The 20,816-nt window shown below is 33.5% G+C and carries 13 protein-coding genes; all 13 read left to right on the plus strand.

What is annotated here, in order from left to right; genetic code table 11:
• Nucleotides 1-12 precede the first annotated feature (12 nt).
• The 13 genes from CLOST_RS03135 (at nt 13) to CLOST_RS03195 (ending at nt 20,813) form a co-directional block, all read left to right on the plus strand.
• Nucleotides 13-5,268: a diguanylate cyclase gene (locus tag CLOST_RS03135; RefSeq protein WP_013360793.1), complete on the plus strand. Its 5,256-nt coding sequence runs from the start codon at nt 13-15 to the stop codon at nt 5,266-5,268.
• Nucleotides 5,269-5,376: 108 nt separating this feature from the next.
• Nucleotides 5,377-6,072, plus strand: coding sequence for a pirin family protein (locus CLOST_RS03140; protein ID WP_013360794.1), 696 nt, complete (start codon nt 5,377-5,379; stop codon nt 6,070-6,072).
• Between the two features lie 156 nt (nt 6,073-6,228).
• Nucleotides 6,229-7,605 carry an MATE family efflux transporter gene (locus CLOST_RS03145; protein ID WP_013360795.1) on the plus strand — a complete coding sequence of 459 codons (1,377 nt, stop codon included), beginning with the start codon at nt 6,229-6,231 and terminating at the stop codon, nt 7,603-7,605.
• Between the two features lie 47 nt (nt 7,606-7,652).
• Nucleotides 7,653-8,594: a phosphoglycerate dehydrogenase gene (locus CLOST_RS03150; protein WP_013360796.1), complete on the plus strand. Its 942-nt coding sequence runs from the start codon at nt 7,653-7,655 to the stop codon at nt 8,592-8,594.
• Between the two features lie 31 nt (nt 8,595-8,625).
• Nucleotides 8,626-9,645, plus strand: coding sequence for a galactose-1-phosphate uridylyltransferase (locus CLOST_RS03155; protein ID WP_013360797.1), 1,020 nt, complete (start codon nt 8,626-8,628; stop codon nt 9,643-9,645).
• 19 nt (nt 9,646-9,664) lie between these two features.
• The gene (ligA, locus tag CLOST_RS03160; protein ID WP_013360798.1) at nt 9,665-11,716 is read left to right on the plus strand and encodes an NAD-dependent DNA ligase LigA; all 2,052 of its coding nucleotides are present in this window, start codon (nt 9,665-9,667) and stop codon (nt 11,714-11,716) included.
• A 13-nt stretch (nt 11,717-11,729) separates the two neighbouring features.
• On the plus strand, nt 11,730-13,487 hold the full coding sequence (locus CLOST_RS03165) for an Eco57I restriction-modification methylase domain-containing protein (protein ID WP_259369993.1): 1,758 nt from the start codon (nt 11,730-11,732) through the stop codon (nt 13,485-13,487).
• Nucleotides 13,488-13,889: 402 nt separating this feature from the next.
• Entirely contained in the window at nt 13,890-14,813 is a 924-nt protein-coding gene (locus tag CLOST_RS03170; protein ID WP_013360800.1) for an ABC transporter permease, read from the plus strand.
• A gap of 10 nt (nt 14,814-14,823) precedes the next feature.
• Nucleotides 14,824-15,753 carry an ABC transporter permease gene (locus tag CLOST_RS03175; protein ID WP_013360801.1) on the plus strand — a complete coding sequence of 310 codons (930 nt, stop codon included), beginning with the start codon at nt 14,824-14,826 and terminating at the stop codon, nt 15,751-15,753.
• A gap of 9 nt (nt 15,754-15,762) precedes the next feature.
• On the plus strand, nt 15,763-16,800 hold the full coding sequence (locus CLOST_RS03180) for an ABC transporter ATP-binding protein (protein ID WP_013360802.1): 1,038 nt from the start codon (nt 15,763-15,765) through the stop codon (nt 16,798-16,800).
• On the plus strand, nt 16,800-17,789 hold the full coding sequence (locus CLOST_RS03185; RefSeq protein WP_013360803.1) for an ABC transporter ATP-binding protein: 990 nt from the start codon (nt 16,800-16,802) through the stop codon (nt 17,787-17,789). The genes CLOST_RS03180 and CLOST_RS03185 overlap by 1 nt, the downstream gene beginning before the upstream one ends.
• 176 nt (nt 17,790-17,965) lie before the next feature.
• On the plus strand, nt 17,966-19,600 hold the full coding sequence (locus tag CLOST_RS03190) for a peptide ABC transporter substrate-binding protein (protein WP_013360804.1): 1,635 nt from the start codon (nt 17,966-17,968) through the stop codon (nt 19,598-19,600).
• A 220-nt stretch (nt 19,601-19,820) separates the two neighbouring features.
• Nucleotides 19,821-20,813 (plus strand): AIR synthase family protein, encoded by a 993-nt coding sequence (locus CLOST_RS03195; protein ID WP_013360805.1) that lies wholly within the window; start codon nt 19,821-19,823, stop codon nt 20,811-20,813.
• Nucleotides 20,814-20,816 lie beyond the last annotated feature (3 nt).

Here is a 20,816-nt window from a genome sequence, read left to right on the forward strand (position 1 = left end):
ATGAGGAAATGTATGGAGATTATCAACAATAGATACAGAATATTAGAGACAGAATATAGCAATAGAGTATTTTCATGCCATGTTGTAAAGAATATACTCTACCCAAATGAGGCATCGTTTAGAATTTTCATTGTAAAGCCACAAATGATGTCTAAACTTGCTATGCAAAAATTCATATCTGATTTTCTAGTCTATTCTAGTATCAAGCATCCCTATATTGTAAAAGGCGTGCACGTAGATATGGTGTTCTCTATCGATAGGAAACCTGTAGAGAGGACAAATTACTATTTTGTTGTTGAGAAGTTCGACTATAAGACATCATTTTTAGATTATTCATATGCTCAAACAGATTCAGATATTTTATTAGATAAATTTATAGATATACTGAGAGTATTTGAGCTTATGATAAGAAGAGGTTTTTATTATGATTTTGCTTCAACAGAGCATATTTATCTCGATGATAATAACAATATTAAAATAAAAGATTTTTTATTAACTCGAATTGAAAATGTAATTCTTTCATCTCACGAACAAAGAGCAGATTTAAAGTATAGGGCTCCAGAGCTTTATTCTGGAGAAAATACTACTATCTTATCTGTTATTTATGCTTTGGGAATGGTTCTAAAGAGTCTATTAAAAAATCCTTCATTTGAAGCAAAATTTGGAAATAAAATTAAGCCTGTTATCGACAAGATGACTGCATATAGATATTTAGAACGTTACACGTCTATCACTCAAATAATAGAGGATATAAATTTCTTCTGCGACAAGGGCTATGAGTTTCTTTTTGATGATAAAAATTATTATATAGATAGAAAACCTGGACTTGTAATTAGAGACTCAATTAAGAACTCTATTTTTAAAGGGGTAAATAACCTCGAAGCTGGAGACTATGGAGTACTTCTTTATGAGATAAAGGGAGATAGAAATACAGGAAAAACAAAAACCTTAAGACATATTAGAAAACAGCTTTCACTAAGAGGTGTAAATATTTTTGCTAGCTTTGATGAAGACAGGCCTATACTTAAATACAAAAGTATGCTTCCAGTTGTCAGCAAAATATTAGCTGAAAGAGGCTATGATATTATTAATAAATATGAAAAGGTAAAGGCATTTTTGAAAAGTGGAAGCTGTAAGAGGGATGATTACACTAGCTATTCACAAATTAATACCTTTATTAAAACTGCTATTGATGCCCAGATTACAGCGATAATAATAGATGATTTAAAGGAAATAGATGTTGATTCAATCGAAATTATAAAATATTTGATGTATGATAAAAAATTAAAGGAAAAGCTACTGATAATATATACATCGGAAGATAATATTCCTCTTGAAAAAACTGAAAGCTATAGGCTAAATAATCTTACTATAGATGAAACCACTCAACTAATAAAATCAATTTTATGTATAGATTACAATCCTATAGACATAGCAACTAGAATATATAAAGACACTATAGGAAATATCAAGCATGTAAAAAACATATTATTTGAGCTTATTGATCAGAAGATACTTGAGCTTGATAATACAGGGAAGTGGATTTTTAAGTCAGATAAATACGATGACCTTAAAATTTCGGAGGAATCTTTAGAAAGTCCGCAAAAATACTTAGAAGTACTTAATTATGTACAGCAAGAGGCTATAATCAATCTTTCTCTTTTCAAAAATCCATCAACTGCTGAAGACCTAGCTACAATGTATTCTTCAGATATAAAGTTTATTGATATAGTAGATAGTTTAATGGACTTGGTGAAAGCAAAAATTCTAATTACTCAGTTTAATGATGATGGATATTATTATGAGTTTGAGGATAGAGTGTTTAAGAAAAAAGTATATGACAGCATTCCTTCAGATGTAAAGCTTATAAAGCATAATCAGATGGCTCAAAATACTTTGAACATGAAAAAATCATTAAAGGGAAGGCGTCTTGATGAGCTGATTTATCATCTTAAGAAATCTAAAAGCTATAAAGAGGCTAGCGTATATGCTATAAAAAAGGCTGAAGAATATTATAAAGCTGGCTCTATTGTTGAGGCATTAGAAATGGATAAAGAAGCTATAGAACAAGCTGTTTTATCCAAAGACCATACAAGGCAGATAATAACTTATCAAAAGGCAGGAAATAGATGTCTGAAAGAAGGTATGCTTGCTAAAGGCAATGGTTATTTTAAGGATTCATTGATTATTGCAAAATCAATTAATAATTATAAAGTGATATTAATAACCTTAAATAAAATAGCTGATGTTTATATGCAGTTGAATGATTTTGCCTTGGCAAAAGCTACGCTAGACGAGATAGATAGAGCACTAAAAAGCTTTTCAAATACTAAAGCTCAGCTTGATTATTACATCTCTACGCTTTCGTATTTAGTGAGAATAGGTGAGTATGAAGCAGCAAAAAAATGGATAGAGTTATCAGAAAAGCTTTGCAATGGAAGATATAAGAAGCATTATGCATGGGTACTTTATTATAAAGGCATCATTTATCACGAAGAGGGCTACTCAACTGAAGAATTGATAGCTCTTCATGAAAAAATACTGGATTTATTCATTCATGCTGGCGATAAGATGGGAATAGCTCAGACCTATAATAGTTTTGGTTTTATCTACTCCGAATATTTACTTGATAATCAAAATGCTATGCATTATTTCAAGCTGATGAAGGATTTTGCTGAAGCAAATAAGCTTATGCCTCAGGTTGCTATTTCAAATTTTAATTTAGGGGAAGCAGTTCTTAGAAACTTAAATTATGAAGATGCAATTGATTATTTTAATAAATCCATTGATGCATCGATTTCGCTAAAGAAAAAAGATTTAGTTTTCTATGCTTATATTTATATGGCCCATATTATGATTGAGATGTTTGATTTTTCAAATGCGGGTGTTTATATAAAGAAAGCTGAATATTTGTTTGATGAAAATATAAAGTACGATAGAGCCATTTTATTTTATCATGAAATTAAGGCATCTCTAAACATGTATGCTGGGAATAAATATATAGTAAGAAAACATGTTAAGGTAATTTCAGATTCAAAAATAAAACTAATGGGTTTCCAAGCAATTACTTCAAAAGCTCTAGCTTTATTTGCAAATCTAGATAAACTAGAATCGAGCGAAGATGCAGAAAGAACTCTTAGAGAGATATTTGAAGTTACGAAAGAGCTCTCAAGATACCCATATTCTATAAAAAGATTTTTAGATATAGGTCTTATAGCAAAATACTTTTCTAAGTCAGAGCTTATAAACGAAATTTATGGATGGGTTCTAGAAAATGTAGATATAAAAGAAAGCATTAGAGCAAGAAATATAAGAGATTATATGAAATATTATATTGTTTCAACTGGGGAAAGAACTGATTATATGGAAATGCTTGCAGTTAATTTAAATCCAAGCTTTGACATGAGACTGTTATTTCAAGTTAATCTTATTTTAAGTGAGGATTATATCAAGAATAAGCATTATTTCATAGGAGTAAGTTATCTGGTTGAAAACTATATTAAGTTAAAGGATAAAATTTATAGCTTTAATAAAGAAATGAACTTAGAAAATTTATTGGGGAGCATGCTCTCAAGCATTATATCTAGGATTTTGTCAATCGAAGATTTAAATTTATCTGAGTTTGAAAAAATTGATGCATATAATCCAAATGTAGAATCTATAAAGCCTATGATTGATGAAAATGCAATTTTAAAAGGATTGCTAAAAGATAAGACATTTATAGAACAAGCTAAAGAACATCTGAACTGGGATAGAGATGAGCTGAGTACAGATTCTATAATAGAGAATCTTAAATACTCGAATATCGGGAATATAGAATTTTTATTAAAGCAACTTATGACTATTACTTGGGCACAAACTGGAGGTATTTATCTAAGACAGGATAAAGAAATAAACTGTATCTCAAGCGTAAATGACATAAGAGATACTCAAGAGCTAGAAATGATTTTTAATCAAGTGGATGTAGTCCAAGACAAGCTTATAGTATCGGAATTTGTACAAAATAGCGATTCTATTTTCAAAAGCCTTCTTCCATCCCATTCTAAAGGCTTTATGTGTATACCTATATACACGGACAATCTACAGTTAAATGACAGAAGGCTTACAAGAAATAATATAATTGGATATGTTTATTTAGAATCAAAAATGGTGTTAAATAGCTTTACTGAAGAGTCTTATGTGGAAATAGGAAAGTTTATTAATTTACTTTCTGCTTTTATAGACAATTATAATCTTTCGCTCAAATATTCAATTGATAAGCTAACTCAAGCTTATAATAGACAATATTTTGATATTTTTATTAAAAATGAACTTGAAAGTGCTCAAGGACAAAAATCCATGTTTTCTTTAGTGATTATGGATATTGATTTTTTCAAATCTGTAAATGATACCTTTGGCCACAGTTTTGGAGATGTCACATTAAAAAGGTTTTCGAAAATAGTTCAAGGCTCCATTAGAAGCTCTGATTTATTTGCGAGATACGGAGGAGAAGAGTTTGTACTCGTTTTAAAACACACAAGTACTGTAGAAGCTTATAGCATAGCGGACAGAATCAGAGAAAAAATATATAATGAGTTAAAGGATTTTGAAGGAAAGCCTATAACTGTAAGTATGGGTATATCCACATATCCAGAGCATGGAGTATGGGAAGAAGAACTTATAAATAAAGCTGATATTGCTCTATATAAAGCAAAGGATTCAGGGCGTAATAAAGTTTGTATTTGGGATAATACTTTGAATAACTCTGAGATTTTTGACAGGAAAAAGGAAAATATAATTGCATCTATATTTGGAGAAAATCATCAGCGCTCAAACCTGTTTGTTAACTCAATTAATCTAATGAAAACAAGCGATGGCGATACAGAAGTGTTTGATAAATACATTCTAGATGTTATCAAGTATTTTGAGGCAGAAAAGCTATTTATAATTAAATATGAGGATTCTGAAATAGAATCATTAATTAAAGGAACCTCGCAAGGAACATTTGTAATCAAACATGGTTTTGATAACCAAATAAATCTCAATATTGTCAAAACCTGTTATGATGAAGAAAAAAGCCTTTATTTGACGGATTGGGAGCAGGTTTCCAAACTGGATGAGCTTACTGGTATGCCAGAATGGGATAGTGTATTATCTACGCCGATAATTCATAAAGGTAAGAAAAAAGGTGTACTTTATATGTGCGCTCCGGTTAGATTCAAGGAGTTTAGTATCGTAGATAGCTCAGTTGCACAAATCATTGCTCCGATAATAGGAGATTTTATGTAGGGAATTATTTCTCCTATTATCGATTAATTATTCACTTATATCATTTAATCTGATATCATAATATGTATATAGAACTCAAATCTTGATATGGATATAGGAGTGTTGCTTGTGCTGAATATTGTAACATCTGATCAAAGACATTATGTAGATAGGGACTGGCTTAAGGGATATCTAACCTTCTCCTTTCAAGATTATTATGATGAGGAAAACAATGATTTTGGCAATCTTTTGGTTTTCAATGAAGAGGTATTAAGCCCTGGGAAAGGCTTCAATATGCATCCGACTCATTATATGGAAGTCATAACTTATGTTTTAGATGGAGAGCTAGCCCACTTCGACAATGTATCAAATGAAACGACACATATTAGCACTGGAGAGTTTCAAATACTTCATGCAGGTGATGGTATAGAGCATAGCGAGAAAAATGCATCAAAAGAATATCCATTAAAGTTTTTACAATTTTGGTTCTCTCCAAATAGTTATGAAAACAAAGCTGGATATGATAAACTGAGGATTGATAAAGATAAAGCCACAAATTGCTTATATAAGATTTTTGGCAAGGATGATGGACTTTGCCATATAAGACAAGATGTGAACTTTTATCTCAGTGTACTAGATAATGGAAAACCACTGGAATATAATCCTTCTGAAGGTAGAAAAACCTTTATTTTTCTATTGGATGGGAAACTAGACATAAACAGACATATATTAAACAGCAAGGATTCAGCTAGAACTAAAGATTCTGAAAGCCTTTTAATAAATGCTTTGGAAAAAAGTGAATTCTTTCTTATTGATATTAACTAGGCAGCCAGTGGCTGCTTAGTTTTTTTCATTAGGGATTATTTAACTTCATATATGATATAAAATTAGTGCAATATTTTTTGTTATATTGTAACATAATCTGTAGAAGATAAAAAAAGAAAGGACTAAACTAGTTTATCTGTTTAGAAATAACGAAATATGACATCGACTAAAACAAAATTTGACAAAACATTTTTTAAAACCATGCTGGCCATAGCTATACCGATATCCATTCAAAATCTTATCAGTTCTTCTCTTAACATGATAGATATATTGATGATAGGCAGAGTAAGTGAAAATGCTCTTGCCGCTGTAGGAATGGCAAATCAGCTGTTCTTTTTCTTTATGCTAATTTCCTTTGGTATTTGCTCAGGCGCTGGTATTTTTATTTCTCAATATTGGGGTAAAAAAGATATAACTAAAATAAAATCCACACTAGGATTTGCCATCATAGCAGTGGCTATTATTGGGCTTATATTTTCATTTGTAGCTATAGTGCTTCCTAAATATATCATGATGGTATTTGATGCCAAGGGTGAAGTTATGGAGCTTGGGGTATCATATCTAAGAATAATAGGTATTAGTTATGTAGTTACGGCAATAAGCTTTGCATATGGATTTTCTTGCAGAAGTGTCCAAAAAGCAAATATGCCTATGATAGTAAGTTCAATATCTTTATTAATTAATACTGGACTTAACTATTTGCTTATATTTGGTAAATTCGGATTTCCTGAGATGGGAGTTAGCGGAGCTGCGTTAGCTACAACAATTGCAAGATTTACAGAGTTATTTTTAATGATACTAATAATATATAGAGATAAAACCCATCCTCTTGCTGCTAATATTAAAGAACTGATGGCATTTGATAAGGATTTTCTGAAAAAATACTACGTTACGGCAACTCCTGTTATTATAAATGAAATGATGTGGTCGCTTGGAACTATAATGTATTCTGTTGCTTATTCTAGGGTAGGAACTACAGCTATTGCAGCAGTTCAAGTTGCAAATACAGTTTCGAATATATTTATGGTAGGCTCAATGGGTGTAGGAAATGCTTGCGCAGTTATGCTTGGAAGTGAACTGGGAGCAGGAAGAGATGAAATAGCAATTCAGTATGCTAAGAGATTTTGTGTGATTACTTTTTCTATAGGAGCAGGAGTGGGATTACTTTTATATACGAGTATTCCTTTAGTAAATACATGGTTTGGTGTTACACCTAATTTAGAACAAAGCGTTAGAAATATTTTGCTAGTAAAATGCTTTTTCTCTCCATTTGTTACTTTTAATACAGCTTTGATTATAGGTATTTTACGAAGTGGTGGAGATACAAAATATGCCTTGTTTTTAGAAATGGGTGGAGTGTGGTTTATAGGCGTGCCGATGGCTTTTTTAGGGGCTCTTTGGTTTAAGCTTCCGATTCATTTTATAGTGCTTATGGTTAGTTTTGAAGAGTTTTTTAAAACTATAGTAGGACTTCCGAGGGTTCTTTCAAACAAATGGGCTAAAAATCTAGTAGATGATACAGCTTTAGCTTAAATAATAAATAAAAACTTTATTTTATCAAAGAAAGGGTGAGAGATATTATGAAGGTATTATTTACTTATGATTATGGAAAAGAAAAAATGGATAGTATCAGAGCTTTAGGTTATGAAGTTGAGATTATTGATGAAGGCAGATTTACTCCTGAGCAGGTGCCTTATGATGCCGAGGTTATGTGTTGCTATAATCCTTTTGATAGATTAGACATAACGAAATTTCCAAATCTTAAGCTGATTCAGCTATCTAGCATAGGTTTTGATTTCATACCAAAAGAGGATATCATAAATAAATCTATCATCTTGTCAAACAACAGAGGTGGATATTCCATACCTATGGGCGAATGGATAGTTATGAACCTTCTTATGCTTTCAAGAAAAGCTGTAAAGTTTTGGGATAATAAAAAAGAAAAGAAATGGAAGCTAGATTCTAAACTCATAGAGCTATATGGAAAGACAGTTACCTTTCTAGGGACAGGAACTATATCGAGTGAAGCAGCAAAAAGGCTTCAAGGATTTGAAATGAATGTAGTAGGAGTAAATACAAAAGGAACTGACACGCTTTATTTTGACAAGGTGTATCCTCTAGGCGAAGTTAAAACAGCTATTGAGCAAGCAGATTATCTTGTAATGGTACTTCCTTTTACTGAAATGACTAATCATTTTCTAGATAAAGAGAAGCTTTCATGGATGAAGAATACTGCTATGTTAATCAATGTTTCAAGAGGAAATGTCATAGATGAAGTAGCTCTTACTGAGGCGCTAAAATCTAAAACTCTAGCTGGAGCTGCCTTGGATGTTTTTGAAGAGGAGCCTCTAAGCGCTGACAGTGAGCTTTGGGAGATGGAGAACGTATTTATTTCACCTCATAATTCATGGATATCAGAGCAAAGAGATAATAGAAGATTTAATTTGATTTATGAAAATTTAAAAGCTTATATTAAAAATAAACAGTTAAAAAATGTAGTAGATATAAAGAGGGGTTACTAAATTAATTATTAAAAATAATTGGGGTGATTAGTTGTCGGAGATAAGAATTGATCCTATAACAGGAAGACATGTAATTTTTGCTGTAGAAAGAGATTTAAGGCCAACTGACTTATGGAATTTAGCTAAAGAAGTTAATCCTATGTCAGAACTTGACTATGTGCAAAAATGTCCTTTTTGCAAGGGCAATGAATCAGCTACACCAGAGGAAATATTAAAGGTTCCAGATAGTGAAGATTGGAAGATAAGGGTATTTCCAAACAAATTTCCAGCCATAAAAAGCATGGATGATGAAAATATGCAAAGCTCAAAGCCACACTCAATATATGAAAAATACAGTGGTATAGGCACTCATGAGGTTATAGTTGAGTCGCCTTTTCATAATACGAATTACTTTACCATGAACCTAGAGGATTTTACAATATTTATTGAGGCGATGGTTTTAAGATATAAGGCTATAATTAGCAATAAGGATATAGAATATGTGAGCTTTTTCAAAAATCATCAAAAATTAGCTGGGGCGTCCTTGTTTCATCCTCATAGTCAACTTATTGGGCTAAATTCTGTTCCAGATTTTGTAAAATATGAGGTAGAAGGCTCCAAAACATTTTTTGACAAAACTCACTCTTGCCCTTATTGCCATATACTAGAGCTTGAGCTCAGCAAAAAGGAAAGGTTAGTATATGAAAATGAGCACTTTGCAGTTATTTGTCCATTTGCCCCTAAGTATAAGTACGAAACTTGGATACTTCCAAAAAAACACCTTCCTTATTTTGAAACGGAAGATAATATAGATGAATTGGCAAAAGCTCTTTACTTTTGCTTTAAAGCCATGTATATAGAGCTTGGAGATTTTCCTTTCAATATGTTTTTGCATGCACTTCCAAAAACTATGAAATCTGGAGAAATATACTATCACTATCATTTCGAAATAAACCCTAGACTTTCTGGAAATGCAGGCTTTGAACTTGGTACAGGAATTTATATTAACAGTATATATCCAGAGGAAGCTGCAAAGAAGCTAAAGGAAGCTTTGGAAAAGGAAGAAAAATAAAATAGCAGAGGTGATATTCATGGCCGAATCTATAAATGAAAAAGACATTTATAATAAAATTAATGAGCTAAGAGAGCGCATTGAGCATCACAGCATACTTTATTATGTTCAGGATAGTCCGGAAATCTCTGATGCAGATTTTGATATGCTTATGAAGGAATTAATTGCTTTAGAAGAAAAATATCCAGAATATATTACTGAAGATTCACCCACTCAAAGAATAGGTGGAGAGGCTCTATCGAAATTTGACCAGGTACGCCACAGCGTTCAGATGATGTCGCTTTCAAATGCGTTTTCAAAGCAGGATTTACTAGATTTTGATTCAAGAGTAAGGCAAATGATACCAAAGCCTGAGTATGTTTTGGAATTTAAAATAGATGGACTGTCAGTTGCACTTACATATGAAAAAGGAAAGTTCAAAGTAGGAGCAACAAGAGGCGATGGAGTAGTCGGAGAGGATGTAACAAAAAATCTAAAGACAATTAAATCAATACCTATGAAGCTAAAGGAAGAAGTATCTTTAGTAGTAAGAGGAGAAGTCTATATTCCAAAGGAAAAATTTAAAGAGCTCAATTTACAACAAGAAGAAAATGGGCTAGCTTTATTTGCAAATCCTAGAAATGCAGCCGCAGGTTCGCTTAGGCAGCTCGATTCAAACATCACAGCTAAAAGACCACTTGATATATTTATATTTAATTTACAAGAAATAATAGATAAGGATATATATACTCATAGTGAAGCTTTAGAATATTTAAAAGCTCTTGGACTAAAAGTAAGTCCTATGAGAAATGTCTATTCCTCGATGGAAGCTGTCTGGGACGAAATATCAGTTTGGCATGACAAAAGGCATGAGCTTGATTTTGAGATAGACGGGATAGTTATAAAAGTAAATGATCTAGCTCAAAGAGCAATGCTTGGAGAGACAGCTAAAGCTCCTAGGTGGGCTATCGCTTATAAATTTCCAGCGGAAAGACAGCTCACTCAGATAGAAGATATAATCGTTCAAGTTGGAAGAACAGGTACTATTACGCCAACTGCAATTTTGACTCCTGTGAGGATTGCTGGCTCTACAGTTAGCAGAGCTACTCTTCATAACGAGGACTTTATAAAAGCCAAAGATATAAAGATAAAGGACTGGGCATATATTCAAAAGGCTGGAGATATTATCCCAGAGGTATATGAAGTTGATATAAGTAAAAGAACAGGTGTAGAGTATGAGTTTAAAATGCCTGAAACCTGCCCTGAATGTCATACTCCTACGGTTAGAGTTGAAGGTGAGGCCGCTTTAAAATGCCCTAATATTACTTGCCCAGCTCAGATAAAAAGAGGAATAATACATTTTGTATCGAAATCAGCTATGGACATAGATAAGCTAGGAGAGGCTATTGTAATTCAGCTATATGAAGCTGGCCTAATAAATGATATGGCTGATATCTACTATCTTAATCCAGATGAAATTTTGGCTTTGCCAAGAATGGGCTCAAAATCTGTTTCAAATCTAATGAATTCTATTGAGGAATCCAAAACTGCAGGGCTTGATAGACTGCTGATAGGGCTAGGGATAAGATATATTGGAACTAAGGCAGCAAAAACTCTCGCATCTGTATATTCTGATATAGAGCAGATTAAACAGGCTTCGATAGAAGAACTACTTCAAATTGATGAAATAGGAGAAAAGATGGCTCAAAGCATCTTTGAGTTTTTTAAAGTTGAGGAAAACTTAAATTTAATTGAAAGACTAAAACTAGCTGGAGTTTCCATGAGCGTTGATAAAAAAAATAGTCAGCAAAAGCCTATATTTGAAGGTATGAAATTTGTGCTGACAGGAACTTTAGAAACGCTAAAAAGAGATGAAGCAGCAGTCTTAATAGAAGAAAGACTGGGAAAGACATCCTCATCGGTTAGCAAAAATACAACTGCTGTTATAGCAGGGGAAGAAGCAGGCTCAAAGCTAGATAAAGCTATAGCTTTAGGCGTTGCAGTAATAAATGAAGAGGTATTTAAAAAGCTTCTAAAGCTCGAAACTAAGGAAGAGGTCCTTGCCAAACTTTTAGAATCACAAGAAAGGTAGGTGAGTTAGAATTATTTATCCACCTAAGCTAAGTACTGCTGAGCGTGAAAGTCTAGGAATGGTTTTTACTGATGATAAAATCTCAAATTTTATGGTAAAAAGAAGCCTAAAGCTTTTAAGTGATTCATTTGAATCTAAAAATAAATCTATTGAAGCTGCAAAGATACTGGATCCTTGTATAGGAGGTGCAAGTTTTGATATAGCGCTTTTCCAAGCTTTGGAGCAAGAGTATATAAAAAGTTATAAGTTAAGTGAGTTCCTAAAAACTAACTTTATTGGTATAGATATTGAAGCATCAGCTATTGAGCTTGCTAAAGAAAATTTAAAAAAGGTTGGAATAAGCTATGCAGATAACCTAAATCTTAAGTGCAAAGATTATTTGACTGATTTTAATGAACAAGGCTTTGACCTTATAATAGGAAACCCTCCTTATATAGGAGAAAAGGGAAATAGAGCTGTGTTTTCTAAAGTAAGAGATACTGAGTTTGGGAAAAAATATTATGAAAAAGGCATGGATTATTTTTACTTTTTCATTGAGAAATCTTTAGAAATATTAAATGAAGATGGAATTTTAGCTATGATAACACCAGCTTATTGGACTAGGGCAGATTCAGCTTCAAAATTAAGAGAAGCTATTAGAGCTAGAGCTAGCTTTGTAGATGTAATAGATTTTGGGGAACTTAGAGCATTTAAAGATGCAGTAGGTCACCACAGCTTGATTTTTTTTCTTCAGAAGAAAAAAACAGCAGAGTTTTCTTACTATCTTATAAATGAAACCAAAAATGACTTAGGTGAAATCTTAGAAAATATTTTATATGGCATAAATATGAGCCCTGAACCTGAAATATCTATATCAAAAGAGAATCATTCAGATTTTATTAAAAGCTGTGTTTCTAGTGAGTTTTGTATGAACTATTCCCCTTATTTTAATTTCATATCTAAAAAGACACAGGGTATTTTTGAAAAAATAAAGAAGCATACAAAATCGATTTTAGGAGAGCTTGCATCTATTAATCAAGGTATAGTAAGCGGAGCGGACAGGGTAACAAATAAAAACCTAAGTGTTTTGAAAGAACAAATTGATAACGAAGCTGATATGAATATAAAGATAGGTGATGGGATATTTGTTTTAAATGAAAAAGAAGCCAGCGAGTATATAAATGTATGCTCTTGCTTAGTTAGTTTCTACAAAAATTCAGACATCACAGCTTATTCAATAAAAAAGCCGAAGTACTATTTGCTTTATTCTACGAGCAAAATGAGTGATGCTGATGAGGAAAAGGCTATAAAGCACCTTTCTAAATTTGAAGTTATACTAAATAAAAGAAGAGAATCTATGCTAGGAAAGCTTCCATACTATCATTTGCAGTGGCCAAGGCGTAAGGAGATATTTACAGGTGAAAAGATAGTATCTCCTCAAAGAGCTCTTTATCCGAGCTTTGCGTATTCTGATGATGAGCTTTACGCTAGTGCGGATGTTTATTATATTACAGATATTAAGGAAAATCCATTTTTCATCTTAGGTTATTTAAACAGCTCCTTCACTGATTTTTATTTAAGACATGTGGGAAAAAAGAAGGGGAAATATTTAGAGCTATATCAAAGACCTCTAAGTGAAATGCCTGTGATAGATATAAGTGAGGATAAAAAACTAGAAATAGCTCATAGAGCGCAAAAAATCACTAATTCCAAGATATGCGACTCTTTGAAGATAAGTCAATTAAAATTAGAAATAGATAATATAATATGGAATGAGCTTTACAATCTTTAATAAAACTTCACAGAATCAAATAGCGAGCCTCAAATGTTAACAAAACTTAACATTTGAGGCTTTTTTTAATAAAACTATATGTCCGCGAATTGAAGACATATAGTTTTATTTTTATGTTTTTTAATTTTTGACAAGCAAACAACAATTGTTGATAAATTGTGAAAATATTAAAAATTAAGCTTTTTTTGGGTTTATTGTTTCCATTGGTAATAAACGATAATGAATGTCACCTTAGAACGTTCATTTTTCAAACACAATTTTAAAATGTTAAATAAAGTTAAAATTTGATTTATTGTAATATTATTGAAATAAATAAATCTTATGCATATAATAATTTTTAACAATGATTCTTGAAGAAAAGTTTCATTCAATTTTACAAATGTTTAGAAAAGGAGTGATAAAATGGGAAGATATGTTCTGAAAAGAATTGGATCAATGGTAATAACATTGTTTGTAATTACTACGTTCACATTTATAATGATGCACCTTGTTCCAGGAGGACCATTTACATCTGAAAAGAAGCTTCCACCAGAGATAGAAAGAGCTTTGGCGGAAAAGTATAATCTAAATGATCCTATTAGTACACAGTATTTTGATTATTTAAAAGGTGTTGCTCAAGGAGATCTTGGCCCATCATTTAAGTACAAAGGTAGAGATGTTAGTGGAATGATAGGAGATTATTTCCCGGTTTCAGCTCAGCTTGGTGGAATTGCAATTGCAGTAATTTTACTTATAGGTGTACCGATAGGAGTTATATCGGCACTAAAACAGGGAACCTGGCTAGACAGTTTTGTAATGCTCTTCGCGATACTAGGGGTAACCATACCGAGTTTCGTACTAGCAGCGCTGATGATTTATGTGTTTGGAGTGAAGCTTAAGCTCTTGCCGACTTCGCGCTGGGCGTCACCGAAACATATGGTAATGCCTGTATTTGCACTTGCAGCATATTCAGTAGCGTTTATAGCAAGATTAACGCGTTCATCTATGCTTGAGGTTATCCAGCAGGACTATATTAGAACAGCTAGAGCAAAAGGCCTTAGCGAAGGCGTAGTAGTTTTCAAACATGCACTTAAAAATGCACTTATACCAATAGTTACATATATAGGACCTATGGCGGCAGGTATATTAACTGGATCGTTTGTTATAGAAAAGATTTTTGCTATCCCTGGAATGGGAAGAATGTTCGTTGAGAGTATCAGTAACCGTGACTATACAGTAATCATGGGTGTTACAATATTCTATGCAGCAATTCTAGTAGTAATGGTATTTGTAGTAGATTTAGTCTATGGAGTTATCGATCCTAGAATAAAAATAGACGAAGATTAGGAGGCGGATTATGGATAATACACAATTGAAAAATGCTCAAGATTTATGGCAGCCGCTTTCTAAAGCAGAAAGAGATGCTGACAAGATAGTAAGACCATCTATGACTTACTGGCAAGACGTATGGAGAAGATTAAAAGGAAATAAGGTTGCAATGGGTTCATTGATTTTTCTAGTATTTTTAATTTTGGTTGCAATATTTGTGCCTATGTTCTGGCCATACAGTTATTCTGACCAGAATCTTATGAATGCTAATCAAAGCCCTACTGCAGAGCATATATTTGGTACAGATAAGCACGGTAGAGATTTGTTTATTCGTGTAATCTACGGAGCGAGAATTTCTCTTACAGTTGGTATAGCAGCTTCTATTATCAATCTAGTAGTTGGAGTTGTATATGGTGGTATTTCAGGTTATGTAGGTGGAAGAACTGACAACCTAATGATGAGAATAGTTGATATTCTTTACACTATTCCATTAACATTATATGTTATCCTGCTTATGGTTTGGCTAGGAGCAGGTATGAAAAGTATTCTTATAGCAATAGGTACTACATACTGGATTAGTATGGCTAGAATAGTTAGAGGACAGATTCTTTCTTTAAAAGAACAGGAATATGTTATGGCAGCTAGAACACTTGGAGCTAGTGACTCAAGAATACTATTTAAGCATCTAGTTCCAAATGCAATGGGACCAATCATAGTTACAATGACAATGTCAATTCCAAGTGCAATATTTACTGAAGCCTTCCTATCGTTTATAGGACTTGGAGTATCTGCTCCTAAAGCTTCATGGGGGGTACTTGCTAACGATGCTTTAGGTAGCTTTATGCTATATCCGCATCACCTATTCTTCCCAGCACTTGCTTTATCGTTAACAATGCTTGCTTTTAACTTTTTAGGCGATGGACTTAGAGATGCTCTAGATCCAAAAATGCGTAAGTAAAGGAGGAGAATGTATATGTCATCAGAAAATTTGTTAGATGTTAAAAATTTAAAAACATCCTTCTTTACCCATGTTGGAGAAGTTAAAGCTATAAGAGGGGTGGACTTTCACCTAAAAAAGGGAGAGGCTATAGGTATAGTTGGAGAATCAGGTTCAGGTAAATCTGTTACTTCTCTTTCTGTAATGAAATTACTGCTTAATCCAGGTAAAATAATAGATGGCCAAATACTTTTCAATGGAGAAGATTTAGCTACAAAAACTGACAAAGAGATGCAAAGTATAAGAGGAAATGAAATTTCAATGATATTCCAAGACCCGATGACTTCTCTTAATCCAGTTTACACTATCGGAGACCAAATAATGGAGGCTATAATAAAGCACCAAAAGGTTTCTAAAGAAGAAGCTAGAAAAAAAGCTGTAGAAATGCTTAGACTAGTTGGAATTCCAAGTCCTGAAAAACGTATAAAGCAATATCCTCACGAGTTTTCAGGTGGTATGAGACAAAGAGCTATGATAGCTATGGCACTTTCTTGTGAGCCTCAACTTCTAATAGCTGATGAGCCTACAACAGCGCTAGACGTTACTATTCAAGCCCAAATACTTGAGCTTATGAAAGACCTTAAGGATAGATTAAATACATCTATCATCCTTATAACTCACGACCTTGGAGTAGTTGTAGATGTGTGTAGCAGAATAATAGTAATGTACGGTGGTCTTATTATGGAAGAGGGAAGCAGCGAAGAAATCTTCTATAACCCTAAGCATCCATACACATTGGGATTACTTAAATCAATTCCTAAGATAACAGAGAAATCTGATAAGCAAAGATTAATTCCAATCGATGGAACGCCTCCAGATTTACTTAAACCACCAAAAGGCTGTCCATTTGCACCAAGATGTGACTTTGCTATGAGAATATGTATGGAGCAAAGTCCAGAGTATACTCAGATGAGCCCTACGCACAGATCTATGTGTCATCTACTTCATCCAGATGCACCTAGCGTGCCTGAAATCAATGGAAATATGAATAAGGAGGGACAAGCTTAATGATAAATAAAGATGCAGAAGTTTTGATTGAAGTCAAAAACCTTAAAAAATATTTCCCTGTACACAAAGGCTTCTTTAAGAGAACTACTCAAAATGTACAAGCAGTTGATGATATATCTTTTGCTATAAAAAGAGGAGAAACATTAGGACTTGTTGGAGAGTCTGGTTGCGGAAAATCTACAACTGGAAGAACAATAATCAGACTGTATGAACCTACTTCAGGTGAAATTATTTATAAAGGAACTGAAATAGGAAGATTATCACAAAAAGAATTAAAGCCATATAGAAAAAAAATTCAGATGATATTCCAAGATCCATACGCTTCATTAAACGCTAGAATGACAGTTGGAGATATCATAGGAGAGCCACTAGATATTCATGAACTAGCTTCAGGTAAAGAAAGATTGGAAAAAATTCACCAGCTGCTTCACGATGTTGGACTTAACCCTGACCATGCCACTCGTTATCCTCATGAGTTTTCAGGAGGACAAAGACAAAGAATTGGTATAGCTAGAGCCCTTGCTGTTGAGCCGGATTTCATAATCTGCGACGAGCCTATCTCAGCTCTTGACGTATCTATTCAGGCGCAGGTCGTAAATATGCTTGAAGACTTACAAAGAGAAAGAAATATAACTTATTTATTCATTGCCCATGACCTTTCTATGGTTAAGCATATTTCTGACAGAATAGGTGTTATGTATCTTGGTAAAATGGTTGAGCTTGGACCTGCAGATGATTTATACAACTCGCCACAGCATCCATATACTCAGGCACTGCTTTCAGCAGTACCAGTACCAGATCCAAATATTTCTAAAAATAGTAAGAGAATCATCCTTACTGGTGATGTACCTAGCCCTATGAATCCTCCTTCAGGATGTAGATTCAGAACTAGATGCCAATACGCTATGGATATATGTAAAGAGCAAGAACCAGAGTTTGTAGAAATAGCGCCAGGCAGAATGTGTGCTTGTCATCTTCATAAAAAATAAACTTTATAAAAAAAATTCTTCATATTTCTAAAAAAAGTTTGAAAATTCTAGAAAATCAGATATTATAGAATAAAAGGTTTTTTTATATGATATTTTCTATAGATGTAATTTTTTTACATCCGTAGATTATATAGAGCTAAACAAAGGTTAGCACTAAAAACTAAGGAGGGAAAAAAATGAAGAAAAAATTAATCGCGTTAACACTAACTGCATTAATGGGATTCTCTGTTCTTGCAGGTTGTGGCGGAAATCAAGCTGCTGAAGGTGATGAGGCTGCAGGTGAGTCTACTGAACCAAAGATTGTTAGACATAACTTAGGAGCAGATCCTCAAACTATCGACCCAGCACTAAACACTGCGGTTGACGGAGCAATATTCCTAGTTAACGTTTTCGAAGGTCTTTGCAAAACTGACGAAAATGAAAAAGCAATCCCTGGTATGGCGGAGAGCTGGGAAGTTTCAGAAGATGGACTTACTTACACATTTAAGCTAAGAGATGCAAAATGGTCTGATGGCGAGCCAGTAAAAGCTCAAGATTTCGAGTTTGCTTGGAAAAGAGCACTTGACCCAACTACAGCTGCTGAGTATGCATACCAAATGTATTACTTAAAAGGTGGAGAAGCGTTTAACAGTGGCGAAGCTACAATAGATGAGGTTGGAGTTAAAGCTATTGATGACAAGACTTTAGAAGTTGTTTTAGAGTCACCTACTCCATACTTCTTAGAGCTTACAGCATTCCCAACATATTTCCCAGTTAGAAAAGACATAGTTGAAGCTGATCCAGAAGGATGGGCTCTAAACATGGAAACTTACATCAGTAATGGACCTTTCAAAGCTGTTGAGTGGAGCCATAATGACGTATTAAAAGTTGTTAAAAATGAAAATTATTATGATGCTGATAGCATTCAATTAGATGGTATAGATTTCTACATGATAGTTGAAGAATCAACTGGAATGTCTGCATATGAGTCTGGTGAGATTGATTACCTAGAGCATATTCCTACAGATCAAATTCCTACTCTTCAAGAATCTCATGAAGATTTCGAAATTCAGCCTTACCTAGGAACTTACTTCTATGTATTTAATACTACTAAAGAGCCAGTTAACGATCCTAAGGTTCGTAAAGCTTTAACTCTTGCAATAGATAGACAAGCTATCGTTGACGTAGTAACAAAAGGTGGACAAAAACCTGCATCTGGATTCGTACCATCAGGTATGACTCTAAGCGATGGTAGTGACTTTAGAGAAAAAGGCGGAGACTTTGGTATCCCTGCAACTGCTAACGTAGAAGAGGCTAAGAAACTTCTTGCTGAAGCTGGATATCCAGATGGACAAGGCTTCCCAACTATCGAAGTTATGTACAACACTCTTGAAGCTCATAAAGCAATAGCTGAAGCTATCCAAGAAATGTGGAAACAAAACCTAGGAATCAATGTAGAACTTAGAAACGAAGAGTGGAAAGTATTCCAAGAAACAAGAACTCAAGGAGACTTCATTATAGCTAGACATGGTTGGATTGGTGACTATGTTGACCCTATGACATTCCTAGATATGTGGTTATCAAACTCAGGAAACAACGATGCTGACTGGTTCAACGATGAGTATGACAAGTTAATCGCTGATTCTAAAAAAGCTGAAGGAGCAGATAGAGACGCTCTTATGCTACAAGCAGAAAAGCTAATGATGGATGCAAACATCACTATGCCTATCTACTACTACACAAAACCAACACTACTAAAATCTTATGTTAAAGGTGTTCACTTCTCACCTCTAGGATTTGTGTTCTATCACAACGCTACAATCGAAAAATAATTAAAAATTTTTTATAAATAAAGAAGCGGCCTAGGTCGCTTCTTTATTTTGTTGCTGTAAATACTAGACTTCTTAATTAAGAACACAACGAAAGATAAATGGTGTATAATTAATGTGGCGTAAAATAATTAGCACAGTTAAATTTATTTAGTTTCAAGTAATTTTTCAGATTACTATATTAAATTAAAGCTTTTTAATCACTTATAGTAGGAGTAATTGAATGAATATTTTAGATGAAGGAAAGCTCTCTATAGAGCAACTTAAAGAGTTGGTTTTTGAATATACTAAAAATTTTAGAAAAGAAGTACTCACTCATCCGTATATAGGGCAGGATTGTGCTGTAATTGATTCAAAGGGAAGTATGATATCTATATCCTCAGATCCTATTACAGCGGCTAAAGAGGATATAGGAAGACTAGCTGTAGATATAAATTTAAATGATATAGCGGCTTCAGGAGCTTCTCCGTTTGCCATTACTGTAACTATCCTATGCCCACTAGGAACAACTGATGAGGATATAAAACTAGTTATGAAGGATATATATGAAAGTGCAAGAGCTAAAGACGTTCAAATTATAGGTGGACATACAGAAGTGACCTCAGCAGTAAATAAAATGATAATTTCTGTCACAGCGCTTGGACTGTTGTCAAAAGCTCATTTTGAAAATGTACCAGTATTTCAATCTGGAGATTATATATATGTTACAAAAGACATAGCAATGGAGGGTACTCATATAATAGCTTTAGAAAAATCCTCAGAGCTATCACAGCTTCTAAGTGAAGAGGATAATAAAACGCTTGAAGATTACTCCAGAAATATAAGTGTTGTTGAGGATTCGAAGCTAGCTAGAGACTATGAATGCATAATGCATGATATAACAGAGGGTGGAGTCTTAGGCGCTGTATGGGAAACCTGTGAGATGATAGGATTTGGAGCAAAGCTTGATTATAGCTCGATGCCATTATCTGAAACTTCAAAGAAAATCTGCCACTTTTATAATATAAATCCTCTTAGACTTATTTCCAGCGGAAGTATGCTTATTGTTGCTAAGGCTCATTCTTCAAAGGCTTTAGAGCAAGCATTTGCTTTATCAAATATAAGGCTTTCAAAAATAGGAGAGCTTTCAAAGGATGAAGCTGTAGTGATTTTTGAAGATGGAATTTATTCAAATGTTTTGCCTCCAAAGTCAGATGAACTTTACAAGGTGGTATAAAAA

It is taken from the genome of Acetoanaerobium sticklandii (genome assembly GCF_000196455.1).
GTDB lineage: Bacteria > Bacillota > Clostridia > Peptostreptococcales > Filifactoraceae > Acetoanaerobium > Acetoanaerobium sticklandii.

What these genes read in the sequence shown, in the direction of transcription:
- CLOST_RS03135 (WP_013360793.1), top strand. Translation starts at nt 13, where the DNA reads ATGGAGATTATCAACAATAGATACAGAATATTAGAGACAGAATATAGC.
- CLOST_RS03145 (WP_013360795.1), top strand. Translation starts at nt 6,229, where the DNA reads ATGACATCGACTAAAACAAAATTTGACAAAACATTTTTTAAAACCATG.
- CLOST_RS03150 (WP_013360796.1), top strand. Translation starts at nt 7,653, where the DNA reads ATGAAGGTATTATTTACTTATGATTATGGAAAAGAAAAAATGGATAGT.
- ligA (WP_013360798.1), top strand. Translation starts at nt 9,665, where the DNA reads ATGGCCGAATCTATAAATGAAAAAGACATTTATAATAAAATTAATGAG.
- CLOST_RS03170 (WP_013360800.1), top strand. Translation starts at nt 13,890, where the DNA reads ATGGGAAGATATGTTCTGAAAAGAATTGGATCAATGGTAATAACATTG.
- CLOST_RS03175 (WP_013360801.1), top strand. Translation starts at nt 14,824, where the DNA reads ATGGATAATACACAATTGAAAAATGCTCAAGATTTATGGCAGCCGCTT.
- CLOST_RS03180 (WP_013360802.1), top strand. Translation starts at nt 15,763, where the DNA reads ATGTATATGTCATCAGAAAATTTGTTAGATGTTAAAAATTTAAAAACA.
- CLOST_RS03185 (WP_013360803.1), top strand. Translation starts at nt 16,800, where the DNA reads ATGATAAATAAAGATGCAGAAGTTTTGATTGAAGTCAAAAACCTTAAA.
- CLOST_RS03190 (WP_013360804.1), top strand. Translation starts at nt 17,966, where the DNA reads ATGAAGAAAAAATTAATCGCGTTAACACTAACTGCATTAATGGGATTC.
- CLOST_RS03195 (WP_013360805.1), top strand. Translation starts at nt 19,821, where the DNA reads ATGAATATTTTAGATGAAGGAAAGCTCTCTATAGAGCAACTTAAAGAG.